This is a genomic window from Shewanella sp. YLB-07 (assembly GCF_009377275.1).
This window is the reverse complement of record NZ_VOQB01000020.1, coordinates 32,534-48,819: the sequence shown is the minus strand read 5'-3', so window position 1 is coordinate 48,819 and position 16,286 is coordinate 32,534. Positions and strand designations below refer to the sequence as shown.

The 16,286-nt window shown below is 47.5% G+C and carries 14 protein-coding genes; 7 read left to right on the top strand and 7 right to left on the bottom strand.

Annotation, left to right across the window (positions count from 1 at the left end):
* Positions 1-196 precede the first annotated feature (196 nt).
* From slmA to coaBC, 3 genes are all read right to left on the bottom strand, one after another.
* Positions 197-790, bottom strand: a complete 594-nt coding sequence (gene slmA / locus FS373_RS28735; RefSeq protein WP_144048439.1) for a nucleoid occlusion factor SlmA — start codon at positions 788-790, stop codon at positions 197-199.
* Between the two features lie 133 nt (positions 791-923).
* Complete coding sequence (gene dut / locus FS373_RS28730; protein WP_144048438.1) at positions 924-1,382, bottom strand: dUTP diphosphatase; 459 nt, start codon at positions 1,380-1,382, stop codon at positions 924-926.
* Positions 1,379-2,608 (bottom strand): bifunctional phosphopantothenoylcysteine decarboxylase/phosphopantothenate--cysteine ligase CoaBC, encoded by a 1,230-nt coding sequence (coaBC, locus tag FS373_RS28725; protein ID WP_144048437.1) that lies wholly within the window; start codon positions 2,606-2,608, stop codon positions 1,379-1,381. Before coaBC ends, dut begins: the two co-directional genes overlap by 4 nt.
* 166 nt (positions 2,609-2,774) lie before the next feature.
* On the opposite strand from coaBC, the gene radC reads away from it, so the two are divergent.
* The 4 genes from radC to argA all read left to right on the top strand — a co-directional run bounded on the left by radC (position 2,775) and on the right by argA (position 5,610).
* Positions 2,775-3,452 (top strand): RadC family protein, encoded by a 678-nt coding sequence (gene radC, locus FS373_RS28720; protein WP_144048436.1) that lies wholly within the window; start codon positions 2,775-2,777, stop codon positions 3,450-3,452.
* Between the two features lie 129 nt (positions 3,453-3,581).
* The gene (rpmB, locus tag FS373_RS28715) at positions 3,582-3,818 is read left to right on the top strand and encodes a 50S ribosomal protein L28 (protein WP_144048435.1); all 237 of its coding nucleotides are present in this window, start codon (positions 3,582-3,584) and stop codon (positions 3,816-3,818) included.
* Between the two features lie 6 nt (positions 3,819-3,824).
* On the top strand, positions 3,825-3,998 hold the full coding sequence (gene rpmG / locus FS373_RS28710; RefSeq protein WP_013053319.1) for a 50S ribosomal protein L33: 174 nt from the start codon (positions 3,825-3,827) through the stop codon (positions 3,996-3,998).
* A gap of 292 nt (positions 3,999-4,290) precedes the next feature.
* The gene (gene argA, locus FS373_RS28705) at positions 4,291-5,610 is read left to right on the top strand and encodes an amino-acid N-acetyltransferase (RefSeq protein ID WP_144048434.1); all 1,320 of its coding nucleotides are present in this window, start codon (positions 4,291-4,293) and stop codon (positions 5,608-5,610) included.
* A 74-nt stretch (positions 5,611-5,684) separates the two neighbouring features.
* Here argA and FS373_RS28700 read toward each other — a convergent pair whose 3' ends face one another.
* Complete coding sequence (locus tag FS373_RS28700; RefSeq protein ID WP_152831187.1) at positions 5,685-6,407, bottom strand: Crp/Fnr family transcriptional regulator; 723 nt, start codon at positions 6,405-6,407, stop codon at positions 5,685-5,687.
* Between the two features lie 87 nt (positions 6,408-6,494).
* On the opposite strand from FS373_RS28700, the gene FS373_RS28695 reads away from it, so the two are divergent.
* Both FS373_RS28695 and FS373_RS28685 read left to right on the top strand, forming a co-directional pair.
* On the top strand, positions 6,495-7,886 hold the full coding sequence (locus FS373_RS28695) for a hypothetical protein (RefSeq protein ID WP_144048432.1): 1,392 nt from the start codon (positions 6,495-6,497) through the stop codon (positions 7,884-7,886).
* Positions 7,887-8,250: 364 nt separating this feature from the next.
* Positions 8,251-10,653, top strand: coding sequence for a TonB-dependent receptor (locus tag FS373_RS28685; protein ID WP_152831185.1), 2,403 nt, complete (start codon positions 8,251-8,253; stop codon positions 10,651-10,653).
* 83 nt (positions 10,654-10,736) lie between these two features.
* On the opposite strand, the gene rarD is transcribed toward FS373_RS28685, so the two are convergent.
* Complete coding sequence (rarD, locus tag FS373_RS28680) at positions 10,737-11,621, bottom strand: EamA family transporter RarD (RefSeq protein WP_144048428.1); 885 nt, start codon at positions 11,619-11,621, stop codon at positions 10,737-10,739.
* 214 nt (positions 11,622-11,835) lie between these two features.
* Entirely contained in the window at positions 11,836-12,300 is a 465-nt protein-coding gene (locus FS373_RS28675) for a thioesterase family protein (protein WP_112350919.1), read from the bottom strand.
* A gap of 164 nt (positions 12,301-12,464) precedes the next feature.
* Between FS373_RS28675 and recQ the strand changes: the two genes are divergently transcribed.
* Positions 12,465-14,297 carry a DNA helicase RecQ gene (recQ, locus tag FS373_RS28670; RefSeq protein ID WP_144048427.1) on the top strand — a complete coding sequence of 611 codons (1,833 nt, stop codon included), beginning with the start codon at positions 12,465-12,467 and terminating at the stop codon, positions 14,295-14,297.
* Between the two features lie 137 nt (positions 14,298-14,434).
* On the opposite strand, the gene FS373_RS28665 is transcribed toward recQ, so the two are convergent.
* Positions 14,435-16,186 carry a histidine kinase gene (locus tag FS373_RS28665; protein ID WP_144048426.1) on the bottom strand — a complete coding sequence of 584 codons (1,752 nt, stop codon included), beginning with the start codon at positions 16,184-16,186 and terminating at the stop codon, positions 14,435-14,437.
* Positions 16,187-16,286 lie beyond the last annotated feature (100 nt).

The following is a 16,286-nucleotide window of genomic DNA, read 5'->3' as shown; positions in this document are numbered from 1 at the left end:
TTCTATTAATTTTACGTATATATCCCTAGGTAAAACTAAAACAGCTAATTAGTTTCATAGAGATATCATTGTTACGTGAGATCGTTGGTTTTTGCGAATGCGTTAAATGAGGAGGGTAAAGTAAACGGTTAGGATCTGCAATTAATTTTCTTTGGGAGCAGCAGCCTTTATACAGGCTGCTATAGGGTATATGGGGTTAACTTTGTAGCAGTTGCTGTTGAATAAATATCCACTGTTGGTCGAAGTGCTGAGTCGGTTTTTGCTTGAATTCGCTGCGAACAAATTGAGCGATCCGTCCTTCGGCGACGGCGAGTAATAGATTCGCCAGAATCGCCTCGTCCAGTTTGAAACCCTTGCCTTCACGTAAAGTCTTCTCTCGGAGGATCTGTTTCAGGTGGGTCTCTATCTTACAAAATATCAAATTAACCCGGCTGCGCAGGCGTTCATTTTCACCCAAAAGGGCGTCGCCATTGAGAATTCGAGAGATCCCCGGGTTACGCTCGGAGAAGATAAGCAGCAGTTGCAGCAATAACTGGCAGCGTTTCATGGTGTCTTTCTCTTCATCCATGATGAGGTTGATGCGTGAAAGTAGCGACTCTTCGATAAAGTCTATCAAACCCTCAAACATGCGGGCCTTACTCGGGAAGTGACGATACAAGGCCGCCTCGGATACACCAACTTCGGCAGCGAGTTTGGCTGTGGTAATTCTTTGTCCTGGATTGGTTTCTAGCATGGTGGCTAGACATTGGAGAATATGTTCGCGGCGATTAATTTTAGGGCTTGCAGCCATTTAGTTTTCCTTCACTCGAATACGACAGGAGCTAGGTGATATCTTCATTTACCTTTGAATGGGTCTTGGGCAAGTGAATGTCACTCTTATTGATCACACTCAGCTAGCTAATATCTAGCTATAGGGTGTTTTGCTATTTGGTACCTGAGTGGCCAAAGCCACCTTCGCCACGACTTGAATTATCAAATTCATCGACAAGCTTAAATTCAGCCTGCATTACCGGTACAAACACCAGTTGGGCTAATCTGTCACCTATCTCTAAGGTAAAAGGTTCACTACCTCTGTTCCAGCAAGAGACCATAAGAGGGCCTTGGTAGTCGGAGTCGATCAGGCCAACTAAATTTCCAAGCACTATGCCATGTTTATGACCCAGGCCCGAGCGCGGTAAAATCATGGCCGCAAGTCCAGGATCGGCAACATGAATCGAAATACCGGTTGGAATTAAGATAGTTTCACCCGGCTCGACGATTATACTTGTCTCAATCATGGCCCTAAGGTCCATACCCGCACTGCCTGGTGTTGCGTAGGCGGGGAGGGGGTACTGTGAACCGATACGTGAATCGAGAATTTTGATTTCTATGGGTGTCTTCATTTCTTGTCATCTTTTAAAATGGCTATTCGTTTGGCGACAATGGCGAGTAGTTGGCTGGCCAAGGTTTGCTTATCGGTTGCCGGAAGATCTTCTTGGCCCTTAGCCCAAATGACCTTGAGTGCATTGTTGTCGGCATTGAAACCCAGTTCAGGATTAGACACATCATTGGCGGCAATCATATCGAGTTTCTTGCGCACTAGTTTATCTTTAGCGTAGCGTTCGACATCTTGGGTCTCGGCGGCGAACCCTAAGGTAAATGGTCTTGGACTATGGCTGGCAACGGTGGCTAAGATATCAGGATTTCTTACCAAGGCAAGCTGCATATTGGAGGATGATTTTTTTATCTTATCCGTTGCGACATCTGCCACTCGATAATCGGCTACGGCGGCGCAGCCGATGAAAATATCGTGACTATCGACTCGGCTCATCACAGCATCAAGCATGTCTTGGGTCGAGATAACATCGACTCGTTTGACTCCAGCTGGTGTCGTCAGGTTGACTGGTCCGGAGATTAAGGTGACCTCGGCGCCCATGTCGGCCGCCGCTTTAGCGATGGCGAAGCCCATTTTGCCCGAGCTATGATTGGAGATATAACGCACAGGATCGATTGCTTCCCGTGTCGGTCCGGCTGTCAGCAGTAGTGAGTGGCCCGCCAGTAATTTAGGCGCGAAAAATTGCATTGCCAGAGCGACGATATCTAAAGGTTCGAGCATGCGTCCAGGGCCTATTTCGCCACAGGCCTGGCTGCCCGATGCGGGTCCCCAAATCTTAAGACCGCGTTTGGCTAAGTTTGCCAGGTTATCTTGTGTCGCCTGATTACGATACATCTGCTGGTTCATCGCCGGGCAGAGTATCATTGGGGCCTCGGTAGCTAAGCAAGTGGTGGTAATAAGCTCATCGGCCATACCTGCATTGATTCGGGCTATCAGGTTGGCAGTTGCCGGGGCGACAATCACCAGATCCGCCCATCGAGCCAGCTCTATATGACCCATGGCCGCTTCAGCTGCGGTGTCGAGTAGGTCCGATGCCACCGGATATCCCGATAAGGCTTGCAAGGTAAGCGGAGTGATAAATTCCTTCGCACTCTGACTCATCACAACACGTACGTCGAAGCCACGCTCTTTTAAGCGTCGGATAAGATCGGCTGATTTATAGGCCGCTATTCCGCCGCCTATAGCGAGTAGGATATTTTTATTGGTTGGGCTTGAAGTCTTACTTTGGCTCATACTTTTGCTCATAGACCGTGGCTCATAAGGATGACCTATGAGAAACAATGCAGTCGCTAAATTGAATTGCAGCCTAAGATATCACAAAGCTTAGGCTGTGGAGGATACAAGTTTTAGAAAACTCGACCATACTCAGCATAAGTTGAAAATCACGCAAGGAGGGGTGATGGGGATCAAAGATTGGCCGTCAGGAGAGGGGCCGCGGGATAAACTGTTGAGCCATGGGGCCGGTCAGTTATCAGATTCTGAGCTGTTAGCTGTGGTGCTTAGAAATGGCTTAAAGGGATTGAGTGCCGTTGAGTTGGCTCGGAATCTAATCGCAGAGTTCGGCGGGCTCAGGGAGCTACTGAAGGCCTCTCAGCAGGAGGTCTGTAAATTACCTGGTATGGGGCCGGTAAAGTTTGCTCAGATTCAGGCTGCGGCTGAGTTTAGTACCCGGATTTCGGCGGAAAAGTTAAAAAGAGGCAAAATATTGAGTGATCCTGATTTAACTCGGGACTATTTAATGAGACAATTACGGGATCGTGCCTATGAAGTGTTCGCCATTTTGTTGTTGGACAGTCAGCACCGAGTAATTCAGTTTGTTGAATTATTCCGCGGCACCATAGATTCAGCGTCAGTTTATCCACGAGATGTGGTGTGTCTGGTGCTTGAGAAAAAAGCCGCGGCCGTGATTGTCTGCCACAACCATCCATCTGGAGTTGCGGAGCCAAGCCTGGCCGATAGGCGAATTACTGAGCGATTAAAGTGTGCCTTGGCAACCATAGATGTTTCCTTGTTAGACCATATGGTTGTAGGCGATCGCGAGATAGTTTCATTTGCAGAGCGGGGATGGATAGACTAACTATTCCTTGATCTTTGCTTTTAGATCCTGTATAAAATGCGCCCTCTGTTGTGTGCCTCAGGCGACGGCCGTGTTCGAGGTGCATTAATGCTCGAGCGTTAAAAATATTTTGTTTTGGAGAAGATTGACATGTCAAGAGTATGCCAAGTAACTGGCAAGAAGCCGATGGTTGGTAACAACCGCTCGCACGCGAAGAATTCTACGCGTCGTCGTTTTTTACCTAACCTACAAAACCATCGTTTTTGGTTAGAAGGCGAGAAGCGCTTCGTTAAGCTACGTCTTACCCCTAAAGGTATGCGTATTATCGATAAGAAAGGTATTGAAGTTGTTGTTGCAGAACTTCGTGCACGCGGCGAGAAGGTATAATAAACCATGGCTAAATCTAAAGGTAATCGTGAGAAGATCAAGCTAGTTTCTAGCGCTAAGACTGGTCATTTCTACACGACTGAAAAGAACAAACGTAACATGCCTGAAAAGATGGAAATCAAGAAATTTGATCCCGTTATCCGTAAGCACGTTATGTACAAAGAAGCTAAAATCAAGTAATAACTTGTTGCTAACTTCTACTAAAGCCCCTGATTCAGGGGTTTTTTTTTGCTTAAAATTTAGTTTGTTCAACGCATTGTCATGTAGATCGAGTAAAATGAATAATCTAAATTGTTATTCATTTGTGTTATTTTCATTTTATTAGTCCGCGCCCTATTTTAAAACAGTTTTTACATATCCACGATTAAATATAAATGCTTTTATTTTGAATTAAAATGCAATATCATGTTTGTTATAACCTACGGCTGTGGCCGTCAGTTTTGCATAAATGAATTAAGGTGAGAATATATTCGTGCGTACCACTGAACTCGTTGATGGATTTCGTCACTCAGCTTCCTACGTCAATTCCCATAGGGGCAAGACCTTTGTGGTGATGCTAGGGGGCGAGGCGTTAGCTAATAAACAATTTCGTTCGATCATTAATGATATTGCCCTCTTGCATAGTCTGGGGATCAAGATTGTTCTGGTGCATGGTGCCAGGCCGCAGATTGATGAGGCTTTGGCGGACAAAACCATCCTGCCTGAATACTACAATGGCGTAAGGATCACCGACGAAGATGCCTTTAAGGTGATTAAACAAGTTGTGGGTGGACTGCAGCTGGATATCACCGCCAGACTCTCCATGAGTCTGAGTAATACCCCGATGCAGGGGGCGCAGATCAATGTGGTGAGTGGTAATTTCGTTATCGCTCAGCCTCTTGGTGTCGATGATGGTGTCGACTATTGCCTGAGTGGCAAGGTCAGGCGTATCGATGTGCAAGGCCTCAAGGGGCAGCTGGAAAGTAATAGCATAGTGTTACTCGGGCCCGTTGCCGCTTCAGTTACGGGAGAGAGCTTTAATCTGACAGCCGAAGAGGTCGCCACTCAGATCGCAGTGAAACTCAAAGCCGATAAGATGATAGGTTTTAGCTCACAGAAAGGCATCCTGGATAGTACGGGTCAAGTGCTGGCCGAGTTGATGCCAAATGATGCTCAAGCTATCTTGAACGATTTAGACTTAAGCTCGAGTGTCTGTCCAGGTACTAAAGCCTTTCTCAAGGCCAGCATAGATGCCTGTCGAAATGGTGTTTCCCGTTGTCACTTTGTTAGTTATCTGGATGATGGTGCCTTGTTGCAGGAGCTCTTCTCCAGAGATGGTATAGGTACCCAGATTGTAACCGAGAGCGCCGAGCGTCTGCGCCGTGCCGGCATTGGCGATATAGGCGGGATCTTAGATCTGATCCGTCCGTTAGAGCAGAAGGGCATTCTAGTCCGTCGTTCCCGTGAGCAGCTGGAGATGGAGATTGAGCAGTTTATGCTTATCGAACGCGATAACCTGGTCATAGGCTGCGCGGCCTTTTACCCGTTCGAGGAAGACAATGCCGGTGAGTTTGCCTGTCTGGTGGTGCATCCAGAATACCGGGATGCCGACAGGGGGAGCATACTGCTTAAAAATATTATCGGTCAAGCCAGGGTCAGGGGCTATTCTAAATTGTTTGCCCTGACCACGCGCAGCATTCATTGGTTTCTGGAACAGGGTTTCGATATTGTCGATGTGGAAACCTTGCCAGATAAGAAGAAGCAATTGTACAACTATCAAAGAAAATCCAAGATACTCGCCTTAGAACTATAAGGTTCTGAGTAGCTGTGGATAGAAAATGCCAGCATTAGCTGGCATTTTTATTTGGAATTGATCTGTCTAATGATTCATTTGCCAGTCTGAGCTCTCAGGTATGCGGTATTGATGAGGATCTTTCGATATCCTATGCTGATAAAACCATCCTTCTCTAATCCAACAAGCAGTTTATTGGCAGTTTGGCGTGATAGGTTGAGGAAAGAGGCCAAGTGCTCTTGAGTGACATTCACCTGTAACCAGCCGGGCTTGTTATCCATGGGTGTCGCACTTATCTGTGCCAGAATCTGGATCAGCATGCTGGCTCTGGCGCTGAGGGAATGCAGGGAGACAAACTCGGTCCAGCTCATGAGTAACTTAAATTGACGATTAATCTCCGCCATTATCTTGGGGTATAAGTCCGGGTTCTTGCTACATAGTTTTCGTATTGCAATACCAGGGAGGACTATGATGTCTGAGTTCGCTGTGGCGACCCAATCATGGGACAAGACTTGGTCATCGAAACAGGATATCCAGCCGATCCATCGGTTAGGTCCTATGGGGGGAAACCTCACCTCTTTACCGTCTAAGCTAGTGGCTACTATGTTTAAGCTGCCCTTGATCACAAACCTAATCTGATCTCCCACATCTTCTCTATGAGCGATAACCGTTTCATTATCATAATGATAAATCTTAAGTTGTCTCAGAATGTAATCGATATCCTCAGACTTACAGGCATTAAAGACCTCCGAGCATTTCAGAAAATCTTTAAGCTGTTCATCGGTGACTTTTATCTGAGATTGTCTATTTGGCGACAATTGACCCTCTCTATATCGACTAGGTTAATAAGCTACATACTTTTACGGAAAAGTAACATCAGTGTTTCATTTCCGCTGGGGAGAAAGATGAGTTACGCAATTACTAATATAATAAACACGCATCGCCTTAAATGGATATCTGTTTTTTTTCTGGGCATCAGCAGCCTGTCGGTTCAGGCTTCACCTCAAGCACAGGCACAAGCTTTAGACTATGAGAAGCCAACATCTGATGTTGGTGGCCCACGTACCTGCTTCTGGAATCGAGGCCCTTTCAGTGCCGATCCCTATATCAATGTGGCCTATCCGGATGCAAACGTCTTCTATTGGGCGGCGACTTTCACCATACCTAAGGGAGCCAAGTTGCAGATCGACGGTGAGTTTGCCCATGCACGCTACCAGTCATTGATCAGTTATGACGAAGGAGGGCGCCCCATGGACTCGGTGGCCGATTACCTGGTGGCACCTAAGCTAAATAATATTAATCCTTATCAGGCTGGCGCCGATCGCCTGGCTGAGAAACGCAGCTACCGCATCGCGGTACAGACAGGAATTCCGCCGGAGATAGAGCGAGGCGTGATGCAACGCAATATGGTGCGTAAGAGCATCTATGCACCTACCTATAAGAAAGATCAGCAGCTGTTGATTTATCGTATCTATTTGCCCGATGAGCAGGCATCTATCACAGGTGGTGTGCCATTGCCCGAGCCGATATTAACTCTGAGTAATGGCAAGACGTTAAAAGGCAATGCAGCTTGTGACAGCTTGAATGTCGGACAACCCTTGAGGATCGATCCCACGGCACTCAACATTCCTGCAGAGCAATATATAGCCCTTAGAGATCAGCCGGATAAGCCTGCTACCTGGCCGGCTACCAACCCGGCGAGTTGGTACATCCAATACGATAGAGAATTCTTGTTGTCCATGTATTCGGGTAAAAAAATCACCGCGGGTCGCCGTTCTGAGGGGGGCTTCTATCCGAACCTGGATAATAATTACATTCGCACCATAGTGAACCGTAAATTTGGCAAGATATTGGTTATCCGCGCCAAGATGCCTAAGGTCACTAAGTCCTTCTATGGTGCTCGTGAACAGCTCGATGCCGACCTGAGATATTGGTCTATTTGTTCCAATCAGAGCTTCGCCAACACTCGGGTAACCGATTGCCTGTTCGATGAGGAGGTGCCTCTGGATGCCAAGGGCTACTACACCATAGTGGTTTCACGTGAGGAGGACAGGCCCCGTAATGCCAAACGCCAATGTGGCGTCGCCTGGCTAGAGATGGCGGCCGATGGTGATGGCTTGGGCGATGAGGATATGGCTGTGGTGCAGATCCGTAACTTACTCGCCTCGCCTGACTTTCCCAACGCGGTGCAGAAAATCCTTAAGCCAGGTGATGAGCAGACTGTGATGAAGGAATACTTTCCTAAATCCCGCTACATGATGCCTTCCATGTTTGAGGCTGTTTTCCCCTGTATTTAATACCATTCCGAGTAAGTATCTGATTATTCAGCGGGAGTTCAAAGCACTGTAGGCAAGGCGAATGTTTGAAGCTAATAGTTATTCTATATCGAGAACATTCAACGTAGCATAAAGGGCTTTGAAACCCGCACTGCGTGAGGCTCTTAGTGTTTCCACTTCTGTGTTGCATTGACTTAAAAGGGAATACCATTTCCTCATCAATGCGCCTTGAATTGAAAAAACTGAGAGCCTCTGAACTGACCAGATACTTATATGGAATGGTATAACACATTAAGGCGGGCCCGCAGGGGAGTGCGGGCCTAAATCAGATGGAATAAAGTCGTATTCATCTGCGTAATCCCAAAATAAAATAAGAGAGTGGACTATGCAATTAAATATAATAACTAAACTGCTGATAAGCAGCATGATTTCAACGCCTATGCTGGTGTTTGCAGATGATGATAGTAATGAGAAAGAGCAAGAGAATGCTCGTCAACTTGAGGTGATCACAATCACGGCCCAGAAGCGTACCGAGAGTGTGAAAGATGTACCCTTGTCGGTGGCGACCATCAATCGTGAAGCCTTAGAGAATATGAACATCAGTAACACAGAAGAGTTGTCGAGCCGGATCGGTAACTTCAGTGTCAGTCAATCCGGCCAAGGCTTTAATATCTATATGCGCGGCCTGGGATCTGGGCCTAATCAGGGCTTCGAGCAGACGGTGGGTACCTATGTCGATGGTATCTATCGCGGCCGTGGGCACCTGATGCGCAGCACCTTTCTCGATCTGGAGATGGTAGAGGTCTTACGTGGCCCTCAGGGCACTCTGTTTGGCATGAACACCACGGCTGGTGCGCTTAATCTTACTACAGCGTCACCGACGGACTACTTCAGTGGCTACATCAATACCAGCTATGACATGACCTATGATGGTTTGACGTTCGAAGGTGCAGTATCTGGCCCCTTAGCCGATACTCTGCAGGCCCGCTTCGCTTTTAGGGCTGTGGACAGCGATGGCTATATGAAGAACATCATTACTGATGAATCTGAAGTCCAGCATGAGACGCTGTTGGGGCGGTTATCTTTAGCCTGGCAGCCAACGGATAAATTGAGCATAGATCTCAAGTTGCAACAGGATAAGGATGAGTTTACCGGTGACAGTAATACTAAGGGCATTTTAGAGCCTGCATTAGCCGCAGCTAACCCAGATCTTGCGGCCAGCCTGGGGGATTATGGTGTCAGCCTCATATCGGCTAAGACCACGCCAGCAATCGGAGAGGTGGAGGGCGGAGAGTTCACCGCCAGTCATCAGACCTTGAAGATAGAGTATGAACTGGGTGATCACACTCTAAGCGCCATCAGTGGATGGCAATCCTATGAGGTCGATACCTCAAATGATGGCGACAGGACGCCCAGACCTCTCTTGTATCGCAGTGTCAGCGATGAGGAGTACAGTCAATTCAGCCAGGAGTTGAGGCTGATGTCGCCTGGACATGAGCGCTTCAATTATATCTTAGGCGCCTACTATCAAGATTCAGATCTCACCTATGATGAACACTTTTTGGCCTATGCGCTGCAATTTGATGGGGTGAGGCAGTTTCGAACTCAGTCCGAGGTGATGAGTGCTTTCGGTAAGTTCGATTGGAACCTGGATGAGCAGTGGAGCGTCAGTCTGGGACTCAGATATACCCATGAAGAGAAAGACGGTAGCCGGGACTTGACGCTTATCGATCTTTTGTCCGGGGATCCAATCTCACAGGTGCCCTTGATATCGCCGCCGGCACTGCAAGGCGCACTGGATCAGTTCGGACTACCTGGGATCTCTGGAGCCGCTTATAGCCTGATGTTAGGTCCGGACTATCCCTATCTGGATCCCTTGTTGCTGGGTAACAATACACAAAATATTGCCAACCCAATTTATAGAACGGGTGAGGATCATAGTATCAGGGCTCAGCGCACCGAAGAGAGCTTCACTCCTGCGCTCTCGCTCAAATATCAAATTGATGATGCCATGTTTTATGCCAGTATCGCCAAAGGAGCGAAATCAGGCGGATTCGATGCCAGGGCAAATTTGCCGGAAAACTTCGAGTTCGATGATGAGTCGGTATTGTCCTACGAGTTAGGCAGTAAACTCACCTTAGACGGCGGAGCCGCCGATCTTAATTTGGCGGTGTTTTACATGGAGTTCAGCGATCTGCAGACATCGACCTTCGATGGCAGCACAGGCTTCTATGTGGAAAATGGTGCCAAGGCAACCTCCTTCGGCCTAGAGCTGGATGGTCGTTGGGCGTTTGCCGATGATTGGTTATGGTCGGGAAGTCTGGGTTTACTCGATTTCAGTTGGGATGAGTTTACCGGTGCCAAGTGCTTTACTAGTTTGAGTCAAACATCGGATCTGGTGGAGGCTAATGGCAGCTCTTGCGACCTATCAGGCCAGCCAAATGCTCTTTCGCCTAAGGTATCGGGTAGCACCTGGCTCGAGTATCGCACCGAGTTGAGTAGCGACTATGACATTCGGCTGATGGCCGAGACAGTGTTTAAGTCCAGCTACTTCACCAACGCGGATCTCAACCCTTATACCGAGCAGGCTGCATTTGCTAAATACAATGCGCAGATAGCCTTGATTAATACCGACTCGGACTGGCAACTGGGCTTGGTACTGAAAAACTTGAGTGACGAGATCACCATCAATAGCTCCTACGATATGCCGTTTACTCCAGGAGGTTACGTGGTCTATACCGAGCCTGGACGTAGTGCGACTCTGCAGTTTAGCTATAAGTTTGAATAGTAGGTGTTAAAAATGCTATAGAAGAGACAAGGCCTCTATTTCTATGATGAGAAATAGAGGCCTCTTGATGATTAATTTGTCGATTACTGTTTCTTGCGTTTGTAGAACATGTCTATGGTGAATACGACCAAGGCTCCCCAGATAAACAGGAAGGTGATTCCTTTCTCCAGATCGAATGATTCGCCATAGAGGGTGATAGCTAAGATAAACATGATACTAGGGCCGAGATATTGGATGAAGCCCAGTACTGATAGTGGGATCCTCACCGCCGCAGCGGCGAAACAGAGCAAGGGTATGGTGGTCACTATGCCCGCCGCTAATAGCAGCAGATTGAGTGACATCTCGTTGGTCATCATGTTGGTTAATGAGCCGCCCACATTGGTAAGCAGGTAGATGAGTGCAACCGGGAATAGTATGGCGGTCTCGACCAGTAAGCCTGTCTTGGCATCTACATTAACTTTTTTACGTAGCAGTCCGTAGAGACCAAATGAGCAGGCAAGACCCAAAGAGACCAGGGGAATTGAGCCAAACGAGATCAACTGAACCATTACGCCGCTAGCGGCCAATGCGACGGCAAACCATTGTAGTTTCCGCAGTCGCTCGCCCAGAAAGGCCATGCCCAACATGACATTTACCAGTGGGTTGATGAAATAACCTAAGCTGGCATCCAACATATGATCATTATTGATGGCCCAGATAAACAGTAGCCAGTTAGCCGCGATCAGAATCGAGGTCAAGGTTAATACCATGAGCTGCTTCGGCCGCTTCAACACTTGTCTGAGGCGAGAGAAGCCACCGAATGTCATCATGAGTATAGTGACAAACACGAATGACCAGATCACCCTGTGTATCAAGATCTCGGTTGCGGAAACCTGTCCCAGCAACTTGAAATAGAGTGGCGCGAAGCCCCAGAGAGTATAAGCACAAATAGCAAAGACTATGCCTTTGCGGTATTCAGAATCGAGCATGAATAGAACTACAAAGTGAGAAAGTGCCTCATTGTATTCCTCAAGCCTTACAGCCTCAAGCTTAAAGCTGTGACTAACCGTTTCTTGCCTGTCTCATGAGAGTGACACCAGGAAAGTAAAACTGACACTTGGAAATAAGCGAGCTACAGGCAAACATAGCTGTGGCAAGAAAAGCTTGCGACCGCTGTGTTCTGAAGCCGTTCCTTCTACAGACTTAGCCGACCATGTAAGTACCCGTGCCGAAGGCAATGTGATCGCCACGTTCATTATGCAGCTCCATGCGGCAGACTGATACGCGATTTCCGGCGCGGATCACAGTGCCGGTGCCGGTAAATATCTCACCTCTGCCGGGCCTGAGGTAATCGATTCTCAGATCTATGGTGCCTAAAGTTTGCAAGCGGCTCTGTAGCTCTTCTACGCTCCAGTCATCGCGACTGGCGACTAAACCCGAGAAGGCTGTCAGTCCACCGACAACGTCGAGTACCGTGGCAGTGACGCCGCCATGGAGGATTTGCTGGTGGATATTGCCGATAAGCTCAGGCTTCATATTGACGCTAACTTCGACGCCATCGATATCATAACGTTTGATGTCCATGCCCAAGAGGTTATGGAATGGCACTTGCTTATCGAACACTTCAGCCACTCTCTTAAGAATTTCGGCTTGCACTGGATTGGTCATAAGCATCCCTTATACGACTTTAAATGGGTCGTTGATTATTATTAGAGCAATTAATCTATCGCTTATTTACCTTGGTATGCAAGATTATTCTCAAACATTAGCCGATCATGAGAGACAAGAGGCGTGAGCTTTATTAGAATGGTCGGCCTTATTTCAGACTCCCGATGCCCATGGACCAAGTGATGCCGCAACCTCAATCAGATCCACTCTCTTCGAGCCTGCAGTCGGTATTCGGCTACCGCACCTTCAGAAAGGGCCAGCGGGAGGTGATAGAGCAGATTTGTGCCGGTATCGATTGCTTGGTGATAATGCCTACAGGTGGTGGTAAGAGCCTGTGTTATCAGCTACCGGCATTGCAGATGCCAGGGTTGACCATAGTCGTCTCACCGCTGATATCCCTGATGAAAGATCAGGTCGATAGCCTGCAGCAGATGGGAGTCAATGCCGGATACCTAAATTCATCTCAGGCAGGGGAAGAGCGGGCTAGGATCCTCAGGGAGATGCACAGCGGCGAGCTAAAACTGCTTTATGTTTCTCCCGAGCGTTTGCTGCAAGCCAGCTTTATCGACCGTCTGCATGAACTGCATATCTCGCTTTTCGCCATAGATGAGGCGCATTGTATTTCCCAATGGGGTCATGATTTCAGGCCCGAGTATGCGGCGCTAGGCAGGCTGAGACAGTATTTTCCCCATGTGCCGATTATGGCACTGACGGCCACGGCAGATCAGGCCACCAGACAAGATATCTGTCAGCGTCTGACTATTACTCCTTACTCCTTACTCACCAGTTTCGACCGTCCGAATATTCGCTATACAGTGGCCGAGAAGCTCAATGCTGCTAATCAGTTACGTCAGTTCGTTACTGCCCAAAATGGCACCAGTGGCATCATCTATTGCGGCAGCCGTAGACGAGTCGATGAGGTGGCGGAGCGTCTGAGACTCCAGGGCCATAATGCCGACTCTTATCATGCGGGCAGGACTCAGGAGGAGAGGGCCGATGTTCAAGACCGCTTCCTGAAAGATCAACTCGATATCGTGGTGGCAACCGTGGCATTTGGCATGGGTATTAACAAGTCCAATGTTCGTTACGTGGTGCATTACGATATCCCCAAGAGCGTGGAGTCATATTATCAAGAGACGGGACGGGCCGGACGTGATGGTTTAGATTCTGAGGCCTTGATGCTGTTCGACCCCGCCGATATCGGCCGGGTACGCCATCTGATAGAGCAATCTGAGCCGGGTCCCCAGCAGCAGGTCGAGTTGCATAAGCTCAATACCATGGCCGCCTTTGCCGAGGCGCAGACCTGTCGTCGTCAGGTGCTGCTGCACTATTTCGATGAGAGTGCCGAAGAGCCCTGTGGTAACTGTGATATCTGTTTAGATCCGCCTAAGCGATATAACGGCATTCAAGATGCACAGAAGGTGCTCTCAAGCATCTATCGTTTGAAGCAAGGCTTCGGCATCAATCACCTCATCGAGGTGTTGCGTGGCTCTAAAGCCGCCAATGTGTTGGACCGCGGCCATGATAAGTTATCCACCTGGGGAATAGGCAAAGACAAGAGTCATGAATTTTGGCTGAGTATCATCAGGCAGATAATCCACTTAGGCTTTGCCAGTCAAGATATTACCCGGGGCTCATCGGTCAAGTTGAACCCCTCGGCGCGAGCAGTGCTCAAAGGGGAAGTTGAGTTATTGTTGGCAGAGCCGAGAATCATACTGCAAACCACTTCTAAGCGTCGTAGTGGCAGTACTCGTGCGCCATTGAATTATGATCGTAAGTTATTTGCCAGATTGAAGCTGCTGCGTAGACGCTTGGCTGAAGAATTGGATGTTCCGCCTTATCTGGTATTCAACGATGCGACTCTGGCCGAAATGGCGGCCATGACCCCCACGAGTCCAGGCGAAATGTTGGCTGTTAACGGTGTCGGTGAGCGTAAGTTAAGCCGTTTCGGTGGTGAATTCCTCGATGAGATCGCTAACTACCTAGCCGATAGCTAGGAGAGCCAGATTCAGGGAGTTCGAGCTAAGCCGTTTCGGCGGTGAATTATCTTCATAAGATCGCTAACTAACTAACTAACTAACTAACTAACTAACTAACTAACTAACTAGCTGGCTGATAGCTAGGAGAGCTGGAGCTAAACAGTTGTTGTGCTATGGCTTGCTTGTTTCCTGTTCTTCAAAATTAACTGTTTCACCTTAGCTCGTTTTATCAAAGACTTGAGGCTGTCCTGTTGTTGCAATTTTGAATAGCCAATATTAGCCCGATCACCTTGCTGTAGTGGCTGCATCACTGTTTTTATCTGTTCGATAATCTTTAAGGTGCCTTTCTCCTGTGTATGAGGTAACAAGATCACCACCTCCTCATCGATAGTCGTTGTGATTATGTCTTGCTCTCTGAGGAGGTTCTCCAGTCGTGTATGCAAAAGAGGTAGATCGGCAGGAAAAATATGTCTGGAATCGATAAGAATAAGACTCAAGTGGAAACCGACAAGTTTGCTGTGGCCGATCAGTTTATCTATTTTCTGTTCGAGTGAGCTGGAGATTTTTGGCGCTTGCGCGAGCTTAGTTGATTTTAGTCTCTGCCTTATGGTCATAAGAGCCACTAGGATGAATAGAGTCAGTAGTACATATTCACTCTTAAACTGAGCTTGACTGCCTAGCATAGGACTGTGTCTATCTATGGCAGAATGTGCAATCTGTTGTCGGCTCAGACGAGTGTTTAATTGCTGTAAACGCGTATCTTTGATGAAGTTAAAGGTGTTTTCTGCGGCACCGAATTTGAGCACTTGGTAATGATAAGCCTGCTCGAAATTGCCCTGATCAACGTAATAGGCACTCAATACCTGATAGCACAGTACTAACTCATGATATTTAAAAGTTTGTAGACCCGTTGCTATGGCTTGGTTCATCAGGGTCATGGCTTTGGGCTGGTTGCCGCTTGTCAGTAGTACTTGGGCAAGTAGACGTTGGGTTCGTAATTTTTCTATGGTGCTTTTTTGTTTAATGAAGGTATGTAAACTGATCTCCAATAGCTGAATCGCTCGACTGTAATTTTCTCTGCTATATTCTAGCTGAGCAATATCCTTGTAACTCACGGCAAGCTCGAAAGCCGTTTCGAGTTCTGGTAATAAATTTTTTGCCTCTTTAATCAGTTGGTCACTGGATATAGCATGATTAAGCTGAGCCATCTTTGCCACTTGTATGCTGGCTGTGAGTAGCACCTTACCCTTGGGATCATCTCTAACGAGGGCCTTTTCTAATAACTGGTAGGCGGGTTTAAACTTACCGTTTTTGGCTAGCAGTTGGCTCATAGCTAGTGTGATACTGATCTTTGGAGGCAGTACCCAATTGATAGCTTGTGATCGGGTATCGGAGTAGATATCACTGGCTAAAACGAGATCTTCGAATGCGCTACTATAGCTGTCAATCTGAGTATCTATTATACCTCTAAGTCTCAATCCGTTTACAAGGGACTGAGGTTGTTTAAGCTCCCTGGACAGCATGACAGAGCTGTCCAGTATGGGTAATGCCTGTCGGTAATCACCATAGTTATTGAATGCGGCAGCCATGCAGTTGAGGAAGTAAGGACGCGCTTGATCTAGCTTGAGAATCTTCGCCTTAGCTTCATTCATGCGGGCAACGTTAATTGCTGCCTCATTTTCGCCTAGTTGCAGGAAGGTTTCACATCTGAGTAGTGAGAGCCTTAATTTATCTGTTTCGGTAAGCTTGATGGGAGAGGTAATGTTTTCTAGGGTGTTGATCTCATTGAGGGCTTGAGTAGGGTATTGATAAAGGAGCCTGTCGATCGTATCGAGTCTGTCTTGTATGTTTGCCCATGCTGGCGCTAGCCAGAATGTGAGGCAAAGCACTACGATACGAAAGATCATTGGGTGAAGCTCCGTTTACTTATTCGAAATCCATGTGGCAGGCATTATAACTAATTTGATGTATTAAAAAACAACAGAGTATGATTTAGAACTATTTGTT

Bases quoted from the DNA above. Each gene is read 5' to 3' on its own strand.
- slmA (WP_144048439.1), bottom strand. From the start codon at position 790: ATGGCTGCAAGCCCTAAAATTAATCGCCGCGAACATATTCTCCAATGT.
- dut (WP_144048438.1), bottom strand. From the start codon at position 1,382: ATGAAGACACCCATAGAAATCAAAATTCTCGATTCACGTATCGGTTCA.
- coaBC (WP_144048437.1), bottom strand. From the start codon at position 2,608: ATGAGCCAAAGTAAGACTTCAAGCCCAACCAATAAAAATATCCTACTC.
- radC (WP_144048436.1), top strand. From the start codon at position 2,775: ATGGGGATCAAAGATTGGCCGTCAGGAGAGGGGCCGCGGGATAAACTG.
- rpmB (WP_144048435.1), top strand. From the start codon at position 3,582: ATGTCAAGAGTATGCCAAGTAACTGGCAAGAAGCCGATGGTTGGTAAC.
- rpmG (WP_013053319.1), top strand. From the start codon at position 3,825: ATGGCTAAATCTAAAGGTAATCGTGAGAAGATCAAGCTAGTTTCTAGC.
- FS373_RS28695 (WP_144048432.1), top strand. From the start codon at position 6,495: ATGAGTTACGCAATTACTAATATAATAAACACGCATCGCCTTAAATGG.
- FS373_RS28685 (WP_152831185.1), top strand. From the start codon at position 8,251: ATGCAATTAAATATAATAACTAAACTGCTGATAAGCAGCATGATTTCA.
- rarD (WP_144048428.1), bottom strand. From the start codon at position 11,621: ATGCTCGATTCTGAATACCGCAAAGGCATAGTCTTTGCTATTTGTGCT.
- FS373_RS28675 (WP_112350919.1), bottom strand. From the start codon at position 12,300: ATGACCAATCCAGTGCAAGCCGAAATTCTTAAGAGAGTGGCTGAAGTG.
- recQ (WP_144048427.1), top strand. From the start codon at position 12,465: ATGCCCATGGACCAAGTGATGCCGCAACCTCAATCAGATCCACTCTCT.
- FS373_RS28665 (WP_144048426.1), bottom strand. From the start codon at position 16,186: ATGATCTTTCGTATCGTAGTGCTTTGCCTCACATTCTGGCTAGCGCCA.